13 protein-coding genes are annotated in these 14,698 nt (G+C 68.3%); 7 read left to right on the top strand and 6 right to left on the bottom strand.

What is annotated here, in order from left to right; genetic code table 11:
• From SM757_RS21575 to SM757_RS21565, 3 genes are all read left to right on the top strand, one after another.
• Window positions 1-1,520, top strand: a 1,520-nt coding sequence (locus SM757_RS21575) for a DUF2345 domain-containing protein (RefSeq protein ID WP_322466985.1), incomplete at its 5' end; no start/stop codon positions are given.
• Between the two features lie 15 nt (window positions 1,521-1,535).
• Window positions 1,536-2,558, top strand: a complete 1,023-nt coding sequence (locus SM757_RS21570; protein WP_322466984.1) for a hypothetical protein — start codon at window positions 1,536-1,538, stop codon at window positions 2,556-2,558.
• Window positions 2,551-3,075 carry a hypothetical protein gene (locus SM757_RS21565; protein WP_322466983.1) on the top strand — a complete coding sequence of 175 codons (525 nt, stop codon included), beginning with the start codon at window positions 2,551-2,553 and terminating at the stop codon, window positions 3,073-3,075. The genes SM757_RS21570 and SM757_RS21565 overlap by 8 nt, the downstream gene beginning before the upstream one ends.
• Before the next feature lie 190 nt (window positions 3,076-3,265).
• Here SM757_RS21565 and SM757_RS21560 read toward each other — a convergent pair whose 3' ends face one another.
• From SM757_RS21560 to SM757_RS21550, 3 genes are all read right to left on the bottom strand, one after another.
• On the bottom strand, window positions 3,266-4,696 hold the full coding sequence (locus SM757_RS21560) for a hypothetical protein (protein ID WP_322466982.1): 1,431 nt from the start codon (window positions 4,694-4,696) through the stop codon (window positions 3,266-3,268).
• A gap of 32 nt (window positions 4,697-4,728) precedes the next feature.
• Entirely contained in the window at window positions 4,729-4,995 is a 267-nt protein-coding gene (locus tag SM757_RS21555) for a PAAR domain-containing protein (RefSeq protein WP_066337765.1), read from the bottom strand.
• A 259-nt stretch (window positions 4,996-5,254) separates the two neighbouring features.
• Window positions 5,255-8,596, bottom strand: a complete 3,342-nt coding sequence (locus SM757_RS21550) for an Rne/Rng family ribonuclease (RefSeq protein WP_322466981.1) — start codon at window positions 8,594-8,596, stop codon at window positions 5,255-5,257.
• A 550-nt stretch (window positions 8,597-9,146) separates the two neighbouring features.
• On the opposite strand from SM757_RS21550, the gene SM757_RS21545 reads away from it, so the two are divergent.
• The 4 genes from SM757_RS21545 to SM757_RS21530 are packed head-to-tail and all read left to right on the top strand — an operon-like array spanning window position 9,147 to window position 12,355.
• A complete protein-coding gene (locus tag SM757_RS21545; RefSeq protein ID WP_407655789.1) occupies window positions 9,147-10,211 on the top strand; it encodes an RluA family pseudouridine synthase in 1,065 nt (354 codons plus the stop codon).
• Window positions 10,212-10,232: 21 nt separating this feature from the next.
• Window positions 10,233-10,895 (top strand): HAD family hydrolase, encoded by a 663-nt coding sequence (locus tag SM757_RS21540; protein ID WP_066337760.1) that lies wholly within the window; start codon window positions 10,233-10,235, stop codon window positions 10,893-10,895.
• Window positions 10,888-11,307 carry a Rieske (2Fe-2S) protein gene (locus SM757_RS21535; protein WP_084267595.1) on the top strand — a complete coding sequence of 140 codons (420 nt, stop codon included), beginning with the start codon at window positions 10,888-10,890 and terminating at the stop codon, window positions 11,305-11,307. The genes SM757_RS21540 and SM757_RS21535 overlap by 8 nt, the downstream gene beginning before the upstream one ends.
• A gap of 49 nt (window positions 11,308-11,356) precedes the next feature.
• Window positions 11,357-12,355, top strand: a complete 999-nt coding sequence (locus SM757_RS21530; RefSeq protein ID WP_407655788.1) for a S49 family peptidase — start codon at window positions 11,357-11,359, stop codon at window positions 12,353-12,355.
• 134 nt (window positions 12,356-12,489) lie between these two features.
• Here the strand turns inward: SM757_RS21530 and pqqE are convergent, their stop codons facing one another.
• Genes pqqE through pqqC form a run of 3 tightly spaced genes read right to left on the bottom strand, consistent with a single transcriptional unit; the run spans window position 12,490 to window position 14,692 of the window.
• The gene (pqqE, locus tag SM757_RS21525; protein WP_322466980.1) at window positions 12,490-13,662 is read right to left on the bottom strand and encodes a pyrroloquinoline quinone biosynthesis protein PqqE; all 1,173 of its coding nucleotides are present in this window, start codon (window positions 13,660-13,662) and stop codon (window positions 12,490-12,492) included.
• Window positions 13,662-13,946 (bottom strand): pyrroloquinoline quinone biosynthesis peptide chaperone PqqD, encoded by a 285-nt coding sequence (gene pqqD, locus SM757_RS21520; protein ID WP_322466979.1) that lies wholly within the window; start codon window positions 13,944-13,946, stop codon window positions 13,662-13,664. Before pqqD ends, pqqE begins: the two co-directional genes overlap by 1 nt.
• Entirely contained in the window at window positions 13,943-14,692 is a 750-nt protein-coding gene (gene pqqC, locus SM757_RS21515) for a pyrroloquinoline-quinone synthase PqqC (RefSeq protein ID WP_066337754.1), read from the bottom strand. The genes pqqD and pqqC overlap by 4 nt, the downstream gene beginning before the upstream one ends.
• Between the last annotated feature and the right edge of the window lie 6 nt (window positions 14,693-14,698).

Below are 14,698 nucleotides of genomic sequence, written 5' to 3'. Positions count from 1 at the left end.
GCAGCGCGCCCAACGCGGGCGGGCTGCCGCACGGGACGGCCGGCGCATCGGACGGTGCATCGGTGGACTCACCGCCCCAGGGCGCGCCCTGCCATGCCCCGGGCGACGAGCGCTGCGGCGCCTGGCTGCGCGTGCTCGGCCCCGCGGCGGGGGCCGGGTGGGGTTCGGCGGCCGTGCCGCGCGTGGGCGCGGAGGTCGGCGTGGTATTCGAAAGCGGCGACCTGGACCGCCCGCTGGTGGCCGGCGGGCTGTATCACGGCGCCGACGCGCCACCCTTTGCCGCAGGGCAACACAGCGGCGCGAACCATGGCGGGGCGCTGTCCGGCGTGCACACGCGGGCGGTGGCGGGTGAGGGCTTCAACCAGTGGGTGCTGGACGACAGCCGCGGCCAGTTGCGCATGCGGCTGCACGCGAGCGCGGCGTGCAGCGAGTGGGGGCTTGGGCACCTGATCCAGCAAGGCGCCTCCAGTGCGTGGCGTGGCGCCTGGCGCGGCAGCGGCTTCGAGGGCATCACACGAGGCTGGGGCAGCGTGCGCGCCGGCGCCGGCCTGCTGCTGAGCACGCAGGCACGGCCGGGCCGCTGTGGCAGTGCCCAGGGCACGCAGATGGACGCGGCCGAGGGCCTGTCCCAACTCCGTGCCGCGCTGGAGCTGGCGCAGCGCCTGGGTGCGGCCGCGCGCGCCGTGCGAGCGCCGGGGCTGGAGACGGCGGCGGACGGCCAGGCACCGCTGTCCCGCCTCCTGGACGGGCTGGACCCGGCGCGCTTTGGGCGTCACCCGGCACGCGTCAACGGCCAGCCGGCGCTGCAGCCCGGGGGCGACGGACGCAGCCCAGGCACGCAACCCGTGCCGGCCTTGAATGAACCGCTGGCGCTGCTGGACAGTGCCGGCGCCGTGCTGCTGGCCGGCAGCACCTCCGTGCACGCCCATGCCGGCGAAACCTTCACCTGGCTGGCGCAAGGGGACGCGCAATTCAGCGCCGCGGGCAGCGTCTGCACGGCCTGTGGCGGCACGGCCGGCGTGTACGCGCACCAGGGCGGCGTGACGGCGCGCGCCGCGCACGGCCCGCTGACGCTGCGCGCCCACGCGGATGCCTTGCGGCTGCTGGCCGACGGCCCTGTGACGGTGGTGAGCACGGGCGACGAGATCTGCATCTGCGCCCAACGCCGCGTGCGGCTGGTGGGCGGCGATTCGGCCTTGACGCTGGACGGGGCCGACATCGAGCTCGCCACGCCGGGGACGGTGACGGTGCGGGGGGCGGTGCATGAGTTTTTGGGGGCAGCTTCTTCACCCGCGCTCCTGCCATGCCTTCCACCTGCTTGTGCTTGGGATGCAGGGGGATACGACGAGCAGTTTCGGCTGGTTGACGAAAACGACCGACCAATTGCAGGACAGCGATATCGCCTTGTTGGCTCCAATGGTCAAACCTGGGAAGGGCTCACCGACGAGCAAGGAATGACCAAGCGGATCTACACGGTTGAATCGGTTGAGTTGTTTATGGAGATATTGAGTGGCCAATAAATCGAGAGGCTTCATATGTCTGCATCTGAGAGTCAATCGGCAAGCAAGAGTAAGCTGGCGTCATCTAAAAAGAGCGCTGGAAAAACCAATGACAAGAAAGGCTCGTTGGTGAAGGTGGTGGTTCTTGAAGATGTTGGCAAATGGATTTCGCCGCAAGCAGGTGAGAAGTTATTTCTCAGTGTGGCGCCAGCTTTGCCTGAAGTAATATTTCAAATTGATTGTGATGCTGCTGGCCCCTTTGTTTGGGAATGGAGCATGCAGTGGGGTGCCAAGGTCAGTGGTTTGCGTGAAAAACTTCCTAGAGGTGTTTTGTTGAAAACATTTAAGTTATCCGGCAAAACAACTACAGACAAGCCGAAATGGAGGCTTGATTTGAATGGCGATGTATTGGGCGGAGTTCTGACTGTTCAGATTGTTGTGGATAGAAATCAATACAAACGCAGTGTGCATATATGTGGCAAAAATCCAGAGAAAAGTGAGATATTGGCGTATCTGTCATCTTTTTCTGATTCTAGTGGCTACGAAAAAATAATTGAAAAAGAAACAAAAGCTAAGCATTTTCTTGATATTGATGGAGAGCCTGTGGTTGCTTTTGACAACGGTTATGGCTTGACGCAGCTTACAAATCCGGCTCCGAGTTACCATCAGGCGTGGAATTGGAAGGAAAACATAAAGGCGGGTATCAGTTTATATGCTGCATGCCGGCAGAGAGCAAAGAAAATGCTTGATGCGCACCTGCCTTATTCTGAAGAGATGCTGACAAATGAAACCTATGCCAGGTGGAATGGTGGTGGTTATTACGGTTGGGATGTGAAAGCAAATAAATGGGTGCTGCGTGTGAATATCTTGTGTGATTCCTCTACTGGCAATATTGGCTGGAATATGGTTGATCCAGAAAATTCTGGGAAAACAGAGGCTGATTTGCGTGATCGCGACAAGGATGTTTACAGGCTGGGAAAAAAGGGGCAGGACGATGAGCACCGCTGGCAGTACTCTGGGATCTGCTATGCAGATCATTTGCGCAATGCTGATGAGTAAGAAGATATTGATGGGCGTGGTCGCCTTGTCGATGTTTGAGTCAGCCTGCCTGGCGCAGGGAATATTTTGGAAAAAAGGAGAATTCCACATTGACGGTGTCGTTGTTGAAAGTAAAAGATTGGATCGGGAGCTTGGAGAAGCGGTTAAGGGGGGGGATGTGACGATATTGAATGGGGCGGTGCATTCGCCGGAGTTATATGTGGCCTATGTAAGCAAGCCCAGTCATTCGTTGCCCTTGAGTCGTTGCGGTGCCGGCACGGAGGATGTATTGATGCTGATTCGATATCAGAATGCCAGGTTGGCGTTGCTTGATAAATTGGAGATCAATAGTTGTGAGAAGGGTGTGCTGTTGACGAATCAGACCATGGAAGTGCCGGTGGAGCCGCTGTCATTTATTGAAATGCATGACGATTGGATTGAATTCTGGAGTACTCCGCCATTGACCAATCCTGGTGTAGATGCTCCGATGCAGCATCGGTACAAGATTGTGAAAGGTCGATTTGTGCGGCGACCATAAGCGATATTGATGTGGTCGCGGGTGGAGATTTGCCGGCATGAAAAAAGCGCCGACATTCCAAATGAGGAAAGGTCGGCATATTGGATGAAATTGGGCCGGGATTCCAGGGCCGGATATTGTTTCCAGCGCCGGCCCGGCTGGTGGACGTTGGTGGAAAAAAGTAATGGGCCCTTTCCCAATTCGCGCCGATTCAGGCGGCGCGGTTTTGGGCGGACAGCGCCGAAGCGTCCGGCGCGAGGATGGCCGCCATGCGGTATTCGTCACCGGTGAGAGACAGTGCCGCGGCCGGCGTGCCGCTCACCCCGCATCGCCCCCAGGCTGCGGCCAGCGCCAGCAGCGGCGCCACGGCGCCGGTGTGGCCGCAGCAGGTGCCGGCCAGGTGGAGGTCGTCCATGGGGTCCAGGTGCGGCAGCGCGGATTGCGCCAGGGCGTACAGCGCCGTGGCGGCGTCGCCATGCTGGTCCGCATCGGTGCTCAGGCAGGCCAGGGCGGCGGCGTCCATGCCGCAGGCGCGAAGGGCGCCGTCCAGCAGCACCTGCAGTGGCGCCGCGGCGTCCAGGGGGCGGCGGGCGTGATCCGCCGGAGGGCAGGGTTGGAAGCGCAAGGCGCGCAGATGCACGGGGGCGAGAGCGCTGGTGGCGTCGTCGGACGGCGGGGCTGGGGCGTCGTCCGCGCGGGTGGAGAGCAGCAGCGCGGCGGCGGCTTCGCCCGGCATCAGGCCGCGCGGGCGGCGGGGCAAGGCGTACAGGCGGCCTTCGCGCTCCAGTCGCTGCAGGGCCTCGTCGTCCAGGTCGCTGTGGCAGGCCAGCAGCAGCAGGCGGGCGTCGCGGCCGGCGCGGTGCAGCGCCGTGAGGCGGGTTTGCGCCTGTTCCAGCAGTGCGCCGCCGCCGCGCAACGGCCGCAGGTTGGCGGCCCCCGCCAGGCCGGCCGGGGCGAGCGTGGACAGGCGCTGCGCCAGCCAGGTTTGGGCCGCCTGCGCCTGGGCCTCGCTCCACTCGGCGGGCCAGTGGGCCAGCACGTGCAGCGTGGGCGCTGGGCCGGTCATGTCCGACGGCGAGGCGTCGGCCAGCGCCTGGGCCGCCTGGTCCAGCAGCGGCGAGAGGGCAGCCAAGGCGCGCAGCGCGGCGGGGGATGGCGGTGGCGCGTCCTGGGCGGGCCAGTCGGCCTGCACGGCGGCGAGGTCCAGCGCCGCGATGCGGGCGGTGAGCATGGGCAGGCCGTCCTGGTCGCGCAGCAGCGGGTCCGGCCGCGGGCGGGGCTGGCCTTCGGCCAGGGCGGCCAGCAATGTGGAGACGTCGGCGCCGGCAGGGGTGTGGACCCAGGCGGCAAGCAGCGGCAGGGCTGCATCGGCGCCGGTGCCGGCGGACGGGACGGCGTCGGCGGTGTCAGCGGCGGCCTTGCCATCTGCCAAGGGGGCCGGGGGCGTGGCGGTTTTGTCCAGGGGCCATTTGCGCAGGACGAGCACGCCGGCAAACAGCAGCAGCGGGAGAACGAGGAGGTACTGCAGCACGTCGTCCAGGCCGACCACGCGGCGCTGCGCGTACCAAGTGCCCAGGACGACGGCCCAAGTCGCCAGGCCGAGGGCGGCCAGCAGGAGGAGGTGTTTCAGCAGGGAGCGCATGAGGCGGGCAGGCGGCGCGGTGGCGGGGGCCGTCAGTCCAGCGTGGTGCTCTGCGAGGCGATCAGCGTGGCGCCGCAGGCGGTGCGGTCGCCGTGGCGGGCGGCGGGGCGGCCGTCGAGCAGGCAGCTCGCGTCGCCGGAGACGATGGGGCTCACGCCGCCGTGGTGCCTGCACGGGCAGGTGGCCTGGTCGCCCACGCGTGCGATCGGCTTGCCGTGGCTGTCGGTGCTGGGCGAGCCGGAGATGACAGTGCCGCCGTGGGAGGTCTTGTCGCCCAGGACGATGAAGGGCTTGGCCATCGCGGTGCTCCTCTCAGGAGTGGGGATGGCTCAAGAGTGATTCAAATTGTTTCCGAAGGCTATGAGGGGTGGGCCGGAGGGAGGGGTGACCTGGAGGTGAGGCCGGCGGGCGGGGATGACGCAACAGGGGGCGGAGCGCCTTGGCTGCCGGGATGCGAACACCTGCCCCCCAACGAAAAGAGCGCCTCACGGCGCTCTTTCCTTGTGGGCTTGAAAGCCCTTTTGACGCTTCACCCGGCCCAAGCGGCCGGGCGGCGCGTCACTGCGCTTCCAGCTCGAAGGGCAGTTTCACCTGCGTGAGGTCCTTGCGCGTTTCCACGAGCACCAGCGGGCCTTCGTCCAGCAGCACCACGGGCTTGATTTCGCGCGGCACGTGCGCGGGCTTGGGTTCGGCGGCCATGGCCTCCTGCACCGCACGCACCTTGTCGGCGTCGGAGTGCACCCACTGCAGGCCGGCGGATTCGGCCAGGGACTGCAGGTCACCCAACGGCAGCTCGAAGGCGGGCACGGCCGGCACGGTTTCCACCACGGCGTCGGCCAGCGGGGCCAGCACTTCGGCGGCGGACGCCAGCGGCACGCCGTCCACGCGCGGCTCGGCGGACGCAGCCTCGGCTTCCTGCTGCGCGGCGGCCACGGCGGCTTCGCCCAAGTCGGCGCGGGCGGACACGCCACCCTCGGCCACGGCGGCGGCTTCCAGCGCCTCCACGGCCGGCTCGCGCTCGCGGCGCGGGCTGCGGCGGCGGCGGCGCGGCTCAGCGGCGTCGCCGGCTTCCTCGGCCACGGCTTCCGGCGTTTCCGCAGCGGCGACCGTCTCCGAAGCGGCTTCAGCCGTGGCTTGCGGCGCAGCTTCCGACTCGGCAGCTTCCGGGGCCGCGGCTTGCGGCGCGGGCTCGGCCACGGGGGCGGCGGCCATGGCCGTGTCGCCCATCACCTCGGCGCCTTGGGCGGCGGCGACTTCGACGGCAGCCTCGGCGGGCGTGACCGTCTCGGGGCCGGCTTCGCCATCGGCGCGCACCTCGTCACGGTCGCGGCCACCGCGGCGGCGGCGACGGCGGCGGGCCTGCTCGGCCTGCGCGTCGTAGTCCAGCTCCTCGGCCGGCGGCGCGAACTCGGCGGCGCCCGCCTCGGCCGAGCTCAGCTCGGCCGCGACGGCCAGCGGGTCCTCGGCCAGAGGCGCCGGACGCACGGGCTCAGGGCGCGGGGCGCGGCGGCCTTCGCCACGGTCCGCACGGTCGCCACGCTCGGCGCGGTCGCCACGGTCTTCGCGTTGCTCGGTGCGCTCGGCACGTTCCGGACGCTCGGCACGCTCCACGCGCTCGCCACGGTCAGCGCGCTCGGCACGGTCACCGCGTTCCGCACGCTCGACGCGCTCAGGACGCTCGGCGCGTTCCGGGCGCTCGGCACGCTCCACGCGCTCGCCACGCTCGGCGCGGTCACCACGCTCTGCACGGTCGGCACGGTCAGCGCGCTCGGCACGGTCGCCGCGCTGCGGGCGCTCGCTGCGCTCGTCGTAGCCGTTGGCGTCGAAGGCTTCCTGGCGGCGGCTGCTGCGCTCGGGGCGCTCGGCGCGTTCCGGACGCTCGGCGCGCTCGGTGCGCTCGCCACGGTCAGCACGCTCGGTGCGCTCGCCGCCGCGGGCTTCGCGCACGTCGCTGCCGTTGCGGCGCTCGTCGCCGCGGCCACCACGGCCACCGTCGCGGCGGCCGCCGCTGCGTTCACCGCGCTCGCCGCCGCGTTCGCCACGCTCACCGCGTTCGCGGCGGCGGCTGTCGCGGGCTTCGCCGGGGAAGGGGTAGCCGTCCTGGGCGGTGGCCACGGCCGGCGCGGCGGCCGGGGCGGCCACGGCGGCGGGCTGGCCGTTGTCCACGCCGAACAGGCGCTTGACCCAGCTGAAGAAGCCGCCACCGATCGGGGCCGGCGCCGGGGCCGCCACGGGCTCAGGCGCGGGCGCCGCCACCGGGGCGGGCGTCGGGGCCGGCTTGGGCGGGGCGATGGGCGCGGAGGTGTCGGGCAGGATGCCCTTGATCACCGGCTCCTGCTTGGGCTTGGTCTTCTCGCGGCGCGTGATCCCGACCTCGTCGTCAAGCTCCTCGATCATGGTGTAGCTGGCCTGCAGGTTCTCCAGCCGCGGGTCGTCGTGGCGCAGGCGCTCCAGCTTGTAGTTGGGCGTCTCCAGGTGCTTGTTGGGCACCAGCAGCACGGTCACGCGCTGCTTGAGCTCGATCTTGGTGATCTCGGTGCGCTTCTCGTTGAGCAGGAAGCTCGTCACCTCCACCGGCACCTGCACGTGCACGGCGGCGGTGTTGTCCTTCATGGACTCTTCCTGAACCATGCGCAGGATCTGCAGCGCCGACGATTCGGTGTCGCGGATGTGGCCGGTGCCGTTGCAGCGCGGGCAGGTGATGTGGCTGCCTTCGGAGAGGGCCGGGCGCAGGCGCTGGCGCGAGAGCTCCAGCAGGCCGAACTTGGAAATGGAGCTGAACTGCACGCGGGCGCGGTCCTGGCGCAGCGCGTCGCGCAGGCGCTGTTCGACCTCGCGGCGGTTCTTGGACTCCTCCATGTCGATGAAGTCCACCACGATCAGGCCGCCCAGGTCGCGCAGCCGCATCTGGCGCGCGATCTCGTCGGCGGCTTCGAGGTTGGTGCGGCTGGCGGTCTCCTCGATGTCGCCGCCGCGCGTGGCGCGGGCGGAGTTGACGTCGATGGACACCAGCGCCTCGGTGTGGTCGATGACGATGGCGCCGCCGGAGGGCAGGTTCACCGTGCGGGCGAAGGCCGTCTCGATCTGGTGCTCGATCTGGAAGCGGCTGAACAGCGGCGCATCGTCACGGTAGCGCTTCACACGCGGTGCCAGCTCGGGCATCACGTGGTTCATGAACTGCTGGGCCTGCTCGAAGATGTCGTCGGTGTCGATCAGGATCTCGCCGACGTCCACGGTGAAGTAGTCGCGGATGGCGCGGATGACCAGCGAGCTTTCCTGGTAGATCAGGAAGGCGCCCTTGCTCGACTGCGCGGCGCCGTCCACGGCGCTCCACAGCTTGAGCATGTAGTTGAGGTCCCACTGCAGCTCGCCCGCGGAGCGGCCGATGCCGGCGGTGCGGGCGATCAGGCTCATACCCTTGGGGTATTCGAGCTGGTCCATCGCCTCCTTGAGCTCTTCGCGGTCCTCGCCCTCGATGCGCCGGCTCACGCCGCCGCCGCGCGGGTTGTTGGGCATGAGCACCAGGTAGCGCCCGGCCAGGCTGATGAAGGTGGTCAGCGCCGCGCCCTTGTTGCCGCGCTCCTCCTTTTCCACCTGGACCAGCAGCTCCTGGCCCTCGCGGATGACGTCGCTGATCCTCGCGTTCTTGACCTCGGCGCCTTCCCTGAAGTACTGGCGCGAGATTTCCTTGAAAGGCAGGAAGCCGTGGCGGTCCTCGCCGTAGTCGACGAAACAGGCTTCCAGCGAAGGTTCGACGCGGGTGACGACGGCCTTGTAGATGTTGCCCTTGCGCTGCTCGCGCCCTTCGATTTCGGTTTCGAAGTCAAGCAGCTTTTGGCCGTCGACAATCGCCAGCCGCCGCTCTTCGGGCTGCGTGGCATTGATCAGCATGCGCTTCATGTGCACTCCTGCGGCCGTTCTGGGCGGCCGCTTCTCTCAGCTGCCGCCCGTGTCTCCCACAGGCGGCTGTCCGATGCACGAGAGTCGTGGAAGAAGCGTCGGTCAGGAATCGCCCGGGGCTGCCGTGAGGCCTTCGCCTGGCACGGCAGCGGGGCTGCACGCGGCACAGAGAAAACAGGCTCCGAAGTCGCTCCTCCGAGGCCCGTCGCCGCAGGCGACAGGCACGCCGACGGCGACCGCGCCGGAGAACCGGGGTCGCTGGGTGGGCAGTTTTTGGGAAGACGGCGACGACATGCGCACGGTCACTGGACGCTGTGGGGCGAGCTGGCCGTTTCGACCTTCTCGGCCCCGAAAACCTTGTTCGTTCCCTGCAACAGGGGGGCTTCTTCTACGGTGTCTCTTCCGCTGCGCCGGGCCGGCTGCCGGGTCACTTGGGGACCGGGCTCGCCGCCGGGGCGACCGCGTTGCATCACCGGGTTTTGCGCTTGCGCGCTGCCGGTGCATGTTGCAGTGCCGGTAAACTCTGAAAAATCAAGCACTTACAACACACATGGGCCGACGCATTATAGGCGGCAATTCCGCCGCGGCGAAGCCGTCTGTCAAGACCTCATCCGTCGCGCCCGCACCATCCGTGCAGCGCCTCACGGTGGACGAGGGTTCGCAGGGCCAGCGCCTGGACAATTTCTTGCTTCGCGTGCTCAAGGGCGTGCCTAAAACGCACGTCTACCGGGTCATCCGCTCAGGGGAAGTTCGCATCAACAAGGGCCGCGCCAGCGCCGACACGCGGCTGGAAATCGGCGACGAGGTCCGCGTGCCGCCCGTGCGGCTGCCCGCGCCCACCGAGGCACCGCCGGTGCCGGCCCGCGAATTCCCCTTGCTGTTCGAGGACGAGCACCTGCTCGTCATCGACAAGCCCGCCGGCGTGGCGGTGCACGGCGGGTCGGGCGTGAGCTTCGGCGTCATCGAGCAACTGCGCCAGGCGCGGCCGCAAGCGAAATTCCTGGAGCTGGTGCACCGGCTGGACAAGGAAACCTCGGGGCTGCTGCTCATCGCCAAGAAGAGAAGCGCGCTCACCTCGCTGCAGGACCAGTTCCGCGCCCGCGACACCGGCAAGACCTACGCGGCGCTGGTGACGGGGCCCTGGCCGGAGAACCGCAAGGTCATCGACGTGGCGCTCCATAAATACCTGGACGCCGGCGGCGAGCGCCGCGTGCGCGCCGTGGCGGCCGACCACGCCGACGGCCGCCGCTCCATCTCGCTGGTGCGCATCGCCCAGCGCTACGACGGTTTTACTTTGCTGGACGTGACCATCAAGACCGGGCGCACGCACCAGATCCGCGTGCACCTGGCCAACGAGGGCTGTGCGATTGCCGGGGACGACAAGTACGGCGACTTCGCCCTCAACCGCGCCCTGGCGCGGGGCGAGCGGGTGGCGGGCGTGCGCTTCGAGCGCATGTTCCTGCACGCGCGGCGCCTGGCCTTCGACCACCCGGCCAGCGGCGAGCGCATCGAGCTGCAGGCGCCGCTGCCCGCGGAGTGCACGCAACTGCTGGAGCATCTGAAACCGCTGGCCGGCCGCGCGGGGGCGGCGGCTGCACCGGCCCCGGTGGCCTGATCCCTGCTTGAAGGCAACGCCATGAACCTGCCACGACGCTTTGATCTGATCGTCTTCGACTGGGACGGCACGCTGTTCGACTCCACGGCGCTCATCGTCCGCTGCATCCAGGATGCGTGCGCCGATTTGGGCGTGACCGTGCCCAGCAACGAGGCCGCCACCTACGTCATTGGACTGGGGCTGCAGGACGCGCTGCGCCACGCCGTCCCCGGGCTGCACGCCTCGCGCTACCCGGAGCTGGCGCAGCGCTATCGCCAACATTACTTCGCCCGCCAGCATGAGCTGAGCCTCTTCGAAGGCTCGCTGGAGATGCTGCAAGCCTTGAAATCCCGCCACCACTGGCTGGCCGTGGCCACCGGCAAGGCCCGGCGGGGGCTGGACGAGGCGCTGGCGCACTCGCAGCTCGCGGGCCTGTTCGACGGCACCCGCACCGCGGACGAGACGGCCTCCAAGCCCGACCCGCGCATGCTGCTGGAGCTGATGCGCGAGTTCGGCGCGGAGCCGCAGCGCACGCTCATGATCGGCGACACCACCCACGACCTGCAGTTGGCCCTGAACGCCGGCACGCCCAGCCTGGCCGTGAGCTACGGCGCGCACGAGCCCGAGGCTTTCGAGGCCTACGGCCCGCTGGCGGTGCTGCATTCCACGGCCGAGCTCAGCGACTGGCTGCTGGGCCATGCCTGAGGCGCCGCCGCCCCGGCCCGCGCCGCCGTCATCGCCGCCCGCCGAGCCGCGGCGCCTGTGCGCCGGTGCCGACCTGGCGGAGAAGGGCAAGGCGCTGGTGTTCGACGTGTTGCTGTGGGGCCAGGCGGCCACGGCCTTCGCGCTGCGCTTCGACGGCGCGGTGGTGGCCTACGTCAACCGCTGCGCCCACGTGCCGGTGGAGATGGACTGGCAGCCCGGCGAGTTCCTGGACGCGCAGCGGCAGTGGATCCTCTGCTCCATACACGGCGCGGCCTACGAGCCGGCCACGGGGCGCTGCGCCTGGGGACCGTGCGGGCGGGGCCGTCTCAAGCCCTTGCATGTGGAGGAAAAGGGTGGCGAGGTGTATTGGTATCCTTGCGCCGACATTCGACCGGTGGACCGCGCCGGCTGATCTCCGGCCGGCACCGCTGGCAAAACCACTCCGCTGAAAGCTCCCCGCCATGAACGACGAAGCCCGGCCCGGCGATGCGCCGGAGGCCATGCCCACGCCCAAACGTGACGCCGCCGCGGCGCCGCGCGCCAGTTACGAAGCCGTGATGGAGCAGGTGGCGCGGGAGTTCGTCCGCGAGCGCCGCAGCGACAGGCGCTGGCGCATCTTCTTCCGCCTGGCCTGGCTGGGCCTGTTCCTGGCCGTGGCTTGGGCGCTGCTGGTGCAGCGCACCCACGTCGCCGCGCCCACCGGCCCGCACACCGCGCTGATAGAAGTGCGCGGCGAGATCGCCGCCGACACCGAGGCCAACGCCGAGGACATCGTCGCCGCGCTGCGCACGGCCTTCGAAGACCGCGGCGCGCAGGCCGTGGTGCTGCGCATCAACAGCCCCGGCGGCTCGCCGGTGCAAGCGGGGATCATCAACGACGAGATCCGCCGCCTGAAGGCGCTGCACAAGAAGCCGGTCTACGCCGTGGTGGAAGAGATGTGCGCCTCCGGCGCCTACTACATCGCCGTGGCCGCGGACGAGATTTACGTGGACAAGGCCAGCCTGGTCGGCTCGATCGGCGTGCTGATGGACGGCTTCGGCTTCACCGGGCTGATGGACAAGCTGGGCATCGAGCGCCGGCTGCTCACCGCCGGTGAGAACAAGGGCATGCTGGACCCGTTCTCGCCGCAGAACCCGCAGCAGCGCGCCTTCGCGCAGGCCATGATCGACCAGATCCACCAGCAGTTCATCTCGGTCGTCAAGGAAGGCCGCGGCAAGCGCTTGAAGGAAACGCCGCAGACCTTCTCCGGCCTCTTCTGGAACGGCGAGGACGCCGTGGCCCAGGGCCTGGCCGACAGCTTCGGCAACCTGGACATGGTCGCCCGCGACGTGGTCAAGGCCGAGGAAGTGATCGACTACACGCCCAAGGAAAACGTGGCCGAGCGGCTGGCCAAGCGCTTCGGCGCCGCGATCGGCGCCGGCGCGGTGCGCGCGCTGCAGTCGTCGGTGAACCTGCGGTGACTTTCAAACTGGGCTTGAAAGTGACTGTGGAGATTGCCGCCGGAAAGTGAAGCAACCGGGCGGTGAGAAACCGGTCCCGCACAAAAGGAAATGCCCGCTGATGCGGGCATTTCCTTTTTCAGCTCCAGCAGCTCTCAGCTCTTGAGCGCCTCGCTCAGCCGCCGCGAATTCCCCGGATCGCGGAACACCAGCGGCTGCGCGCGCACCGGCGCCGCCACGCCGTCTTCCACGCGCTGCACGGCCTCCTGCACCAAGTGGTGGTGGGGGCTCTTGGGGCACACGGGGTCGGCGGCGGCGGCGTCCTGGGCCAGCAGGTAGGCCTGGCAGCGGCAGCCGCCCAAGTCCTGCTCCTTGTGCTCGCAGCTCGCGCAGGGCTCCTTCATCCAGCCCGTGCCGCGGTAGCGGTTGAAGCCGTCGGAGTCGAACCAGGCCGAGCGCAGCGAGCTGTCGCGCACGTTGGGGAAGGTCAGGCCGGGCAGCATCTTGGCCGTGTGGCAGGGCAGCACGTCGCCGTCGGGCGTGACGGTGATGAACATGTTCCCCCACCCGTTGACGCACTTCTTGGCCTTGCCCTCGTGGTAGTCGGGCGAGACGAAGAAGAGCTTCATCCTGTCGCCCAGCTTCACGCGCCAGGCGTCGGTCACGGCCTCGGCGCGCTTCAACTGCTCGCGCGTGGGCAAGAGCTGCTCGCGGTTGATGAAGGCCCAGGAGTAGTACTGCGAGTTGGCCAGCTCGACGTACTCGGCGCCCAACTCGTCCGCCAGGGCGATGATGGGGTCGATGTGGTCGATGTTGAGCCGGTGCAGCACCACGTTCATGACCATGGGCCAGCCCTGTTCCTTGATCAGCGCGGCGACGCGGCGCTTCAAGTCGAAGGTCTTGGTGTGCGAGAGGAAGTCGTTGACTTCCTTGGTCGAGTCCTGGAACGAGAGCTGCACGTGGTCCAGCCCCGCGGCCTTGAGCGCTTGGGCGCGCTGCGGCGTGAGGCCCACGCCGGAGGTCAGCAGGTTGGTGTAGTAGCCCAGGCGGTGGGCCTCGGCGATGAGCTCTTCCAGGTCGTCGCGCAGCAGCGGCTCGCCGCCGGAGAAGCCGCACTGCACGGCGCCGAGCTCGCGGCCCTCGCGCAGCACGCGCACCCAATCGGCGGTGGAAAGCTCCTGCTCGTGCTGCGCGAAATCGACCGGGTTGTAGCAAAACACGCAGTGCAGCGGGCAGCGGTAGGTCACTTCCGCCAGCAGCCACAGCGGCGGCCCCGGGCGCGCGGCGGCCAGCGCCGCGCTGGTGGCGGGCAGGGGAGAGGCGTTCATCAGGCCGCCTCCCACTCCAGCCAGCGCTGCTTGCCGGCGATGTCCATGAAGGCGACCACGTCGCCCTGCAGCCCCTGCGTGTTGAAGGCCTGCTCCAGCTCCGCGACGATCTGCGCCACGCTGCGCGTGCCGTCACAACGCTTCAGGATCTCGCCGCCGCTCTGGTTGAGCTTGACCATGCCCTCCGGGTAGAGCAGGACGAAGCACTGCTGCACCTCCTCCCACTGCAGCCGGAAGCCCCGGCTGATGCGCGGGCTGCTGTCGAGTTGCGGCGCCGCGTTCATGCGTTGACCCCGTAGCGCTGCGCCATGGCGTCGTTCATGGCCCACAGGATGTCCAGCTTGAACTGCAGGATCTCCAGCGCCCGCTCCTGCAGCGCGCGGGTGTTGAAGTGGTCCAGCGTGACGGCCAGGCCCTGCTCCACGTCGCGCCGCGCCTGGCTGACGCGGTTGCGGAAGTAGGTCAGGCCTTCCGGCTCTATCCAGGTGTAGTGCTCCGGCCAGGTGGCCAGGCGCTGCTTGTGGATCTCGGGGGCGAACAGCTCGGTCAGCGACGAGCACACCGCCTCCTGCCACGGCGCCTTGCGCGCGAAATTGATGTAGGCGTCCACCGCGAAGCGCAGCGCCGGGATGACGTGGCGCAGGTCCTCGATCTCCTCTCGCTTGAGGCCCACGGCCTCACCCAGGCGCAGCCAGGCCTCGATGCCGCCCGGGTCCTTGATGCCGCCGATCTCGAACCCGTCGTGGTCCAAGATGCGCTGCACCCAGCCGCGGCGCACGTCGCGGTGCGGGCAGTTGGCCATGACGTTGGCGTCCTTCACCGGAATCGCGATCTGGTAGTAGTAGCGGTTGGCCACCCAGGCGCGCACCTGCTCCGGCGTCGCCTTGCCCGTGTTGAGCATGACGTTGAACGGATGGTGGATGTGATAGCTGCGGCCACGCTCGCGCAGCTTGGTTTCGAACTCCTCGCGGCTCCAGGCGGGGCGGCCGTCGGCAGCGGGGGCGGTGTGGTAGAGGATGTCGGCGCGCATGGAAAG

It is taken from the genome of Azohydromonas lata (assembly GCF_034427735.1).
GTDB lineage: Bacteria > Pseudomonadota > Gammaproteobacteria > Burkholderiales > Burkholderiaceae_C > Azohydromonas > Azohydromonas lata.
The sequence above is the reverse complement of the archived record's forward strand: the minus strand, read 5'-3'. Positions and strand labels throughout refer to the sequence as shown.

Coding starts and splice junctions, on each gene's coding strand:
- SM757_RS21570 (WP_322466984.1), top strand. CDS start 1,536: ATGTCTGCATCTGAGAGTCAATCGGCAAGCAAGAGTAAGCTGGCGTCA.
- SM757_RS21565 (WP_322466983.1), top strand. CDS start 2,551: ATGAGTAAGAAGATATTGATGGGCGTGGTCGCCTTGTCGATGTTTGAG.
- SM757_RS21560 (WP_322466982.1), bottom strand. CDS start 4,696: ATGCGCTCCCTGCTGAAACACCTCCTCCTGCTGGCCGCCCTCGGCCTG.
- SM757_RS21555 (WP_066337765.1), bottom strand. CDS start 4,995: ATGGCCAAGCCCTTCATCGTCCTGGGCGACAAGACCTCCCACGGCGGC.
- SM757_RS21550 (WP_322466981.1), bottom strand. CDS start 8,596: ATGAAGCGCATGCTGATCAATGCCACGCAGCCCGAAGAGCGGCGGCTG.
- SM757_RS21545 (WP_407655789.1), top strand. CDS start 9,147: ATGGGCCGACGCATTATAGGCGGCAATTCCGCCGCGGCGAAGCCGTCT.
- SM757_RS21540 (WP_066337760.1), top strand. CDS start 10,233: ATGAACCTGCCACGACGCTTTGATCTGATCGTCTTCGACTGGGACGGC.
- SM757_RS21535 (WP_084267595.1), top strand. CDS start 10,888: ATGCCTGAGGCGCCGCCGCCCCGGCCCGCGCCGCCGTCATCGCCGCCC.
- SM757_RS21530 (WP_407655788.1), top strand. CDS start 11,357: ATGAACGACGAAGCCCGGCCCGGCGATGCGCCGGAGGCCATGCCCACG.
- pqqE (WP_322466980.1), bottom strand. CDS start 13,662: ATGAACGCCTCTCCCCTGCCCGCCACCAGCGCGGCGCTGGCCGCCGCG.
- pqqD (WP_322466979.1), bottom strand. CDS start 13,946: ATGAACGCGGCGCCGCAACTCGACAGCAGCCCGCGCATCAGCCGGGGC.
- pqqC (WP_066337754.1), bottom strand. CDS start 14,692: ATGCGCGCCGACATCCTCTACCACACCGCCCCCGCTGCCGACGGCCGC.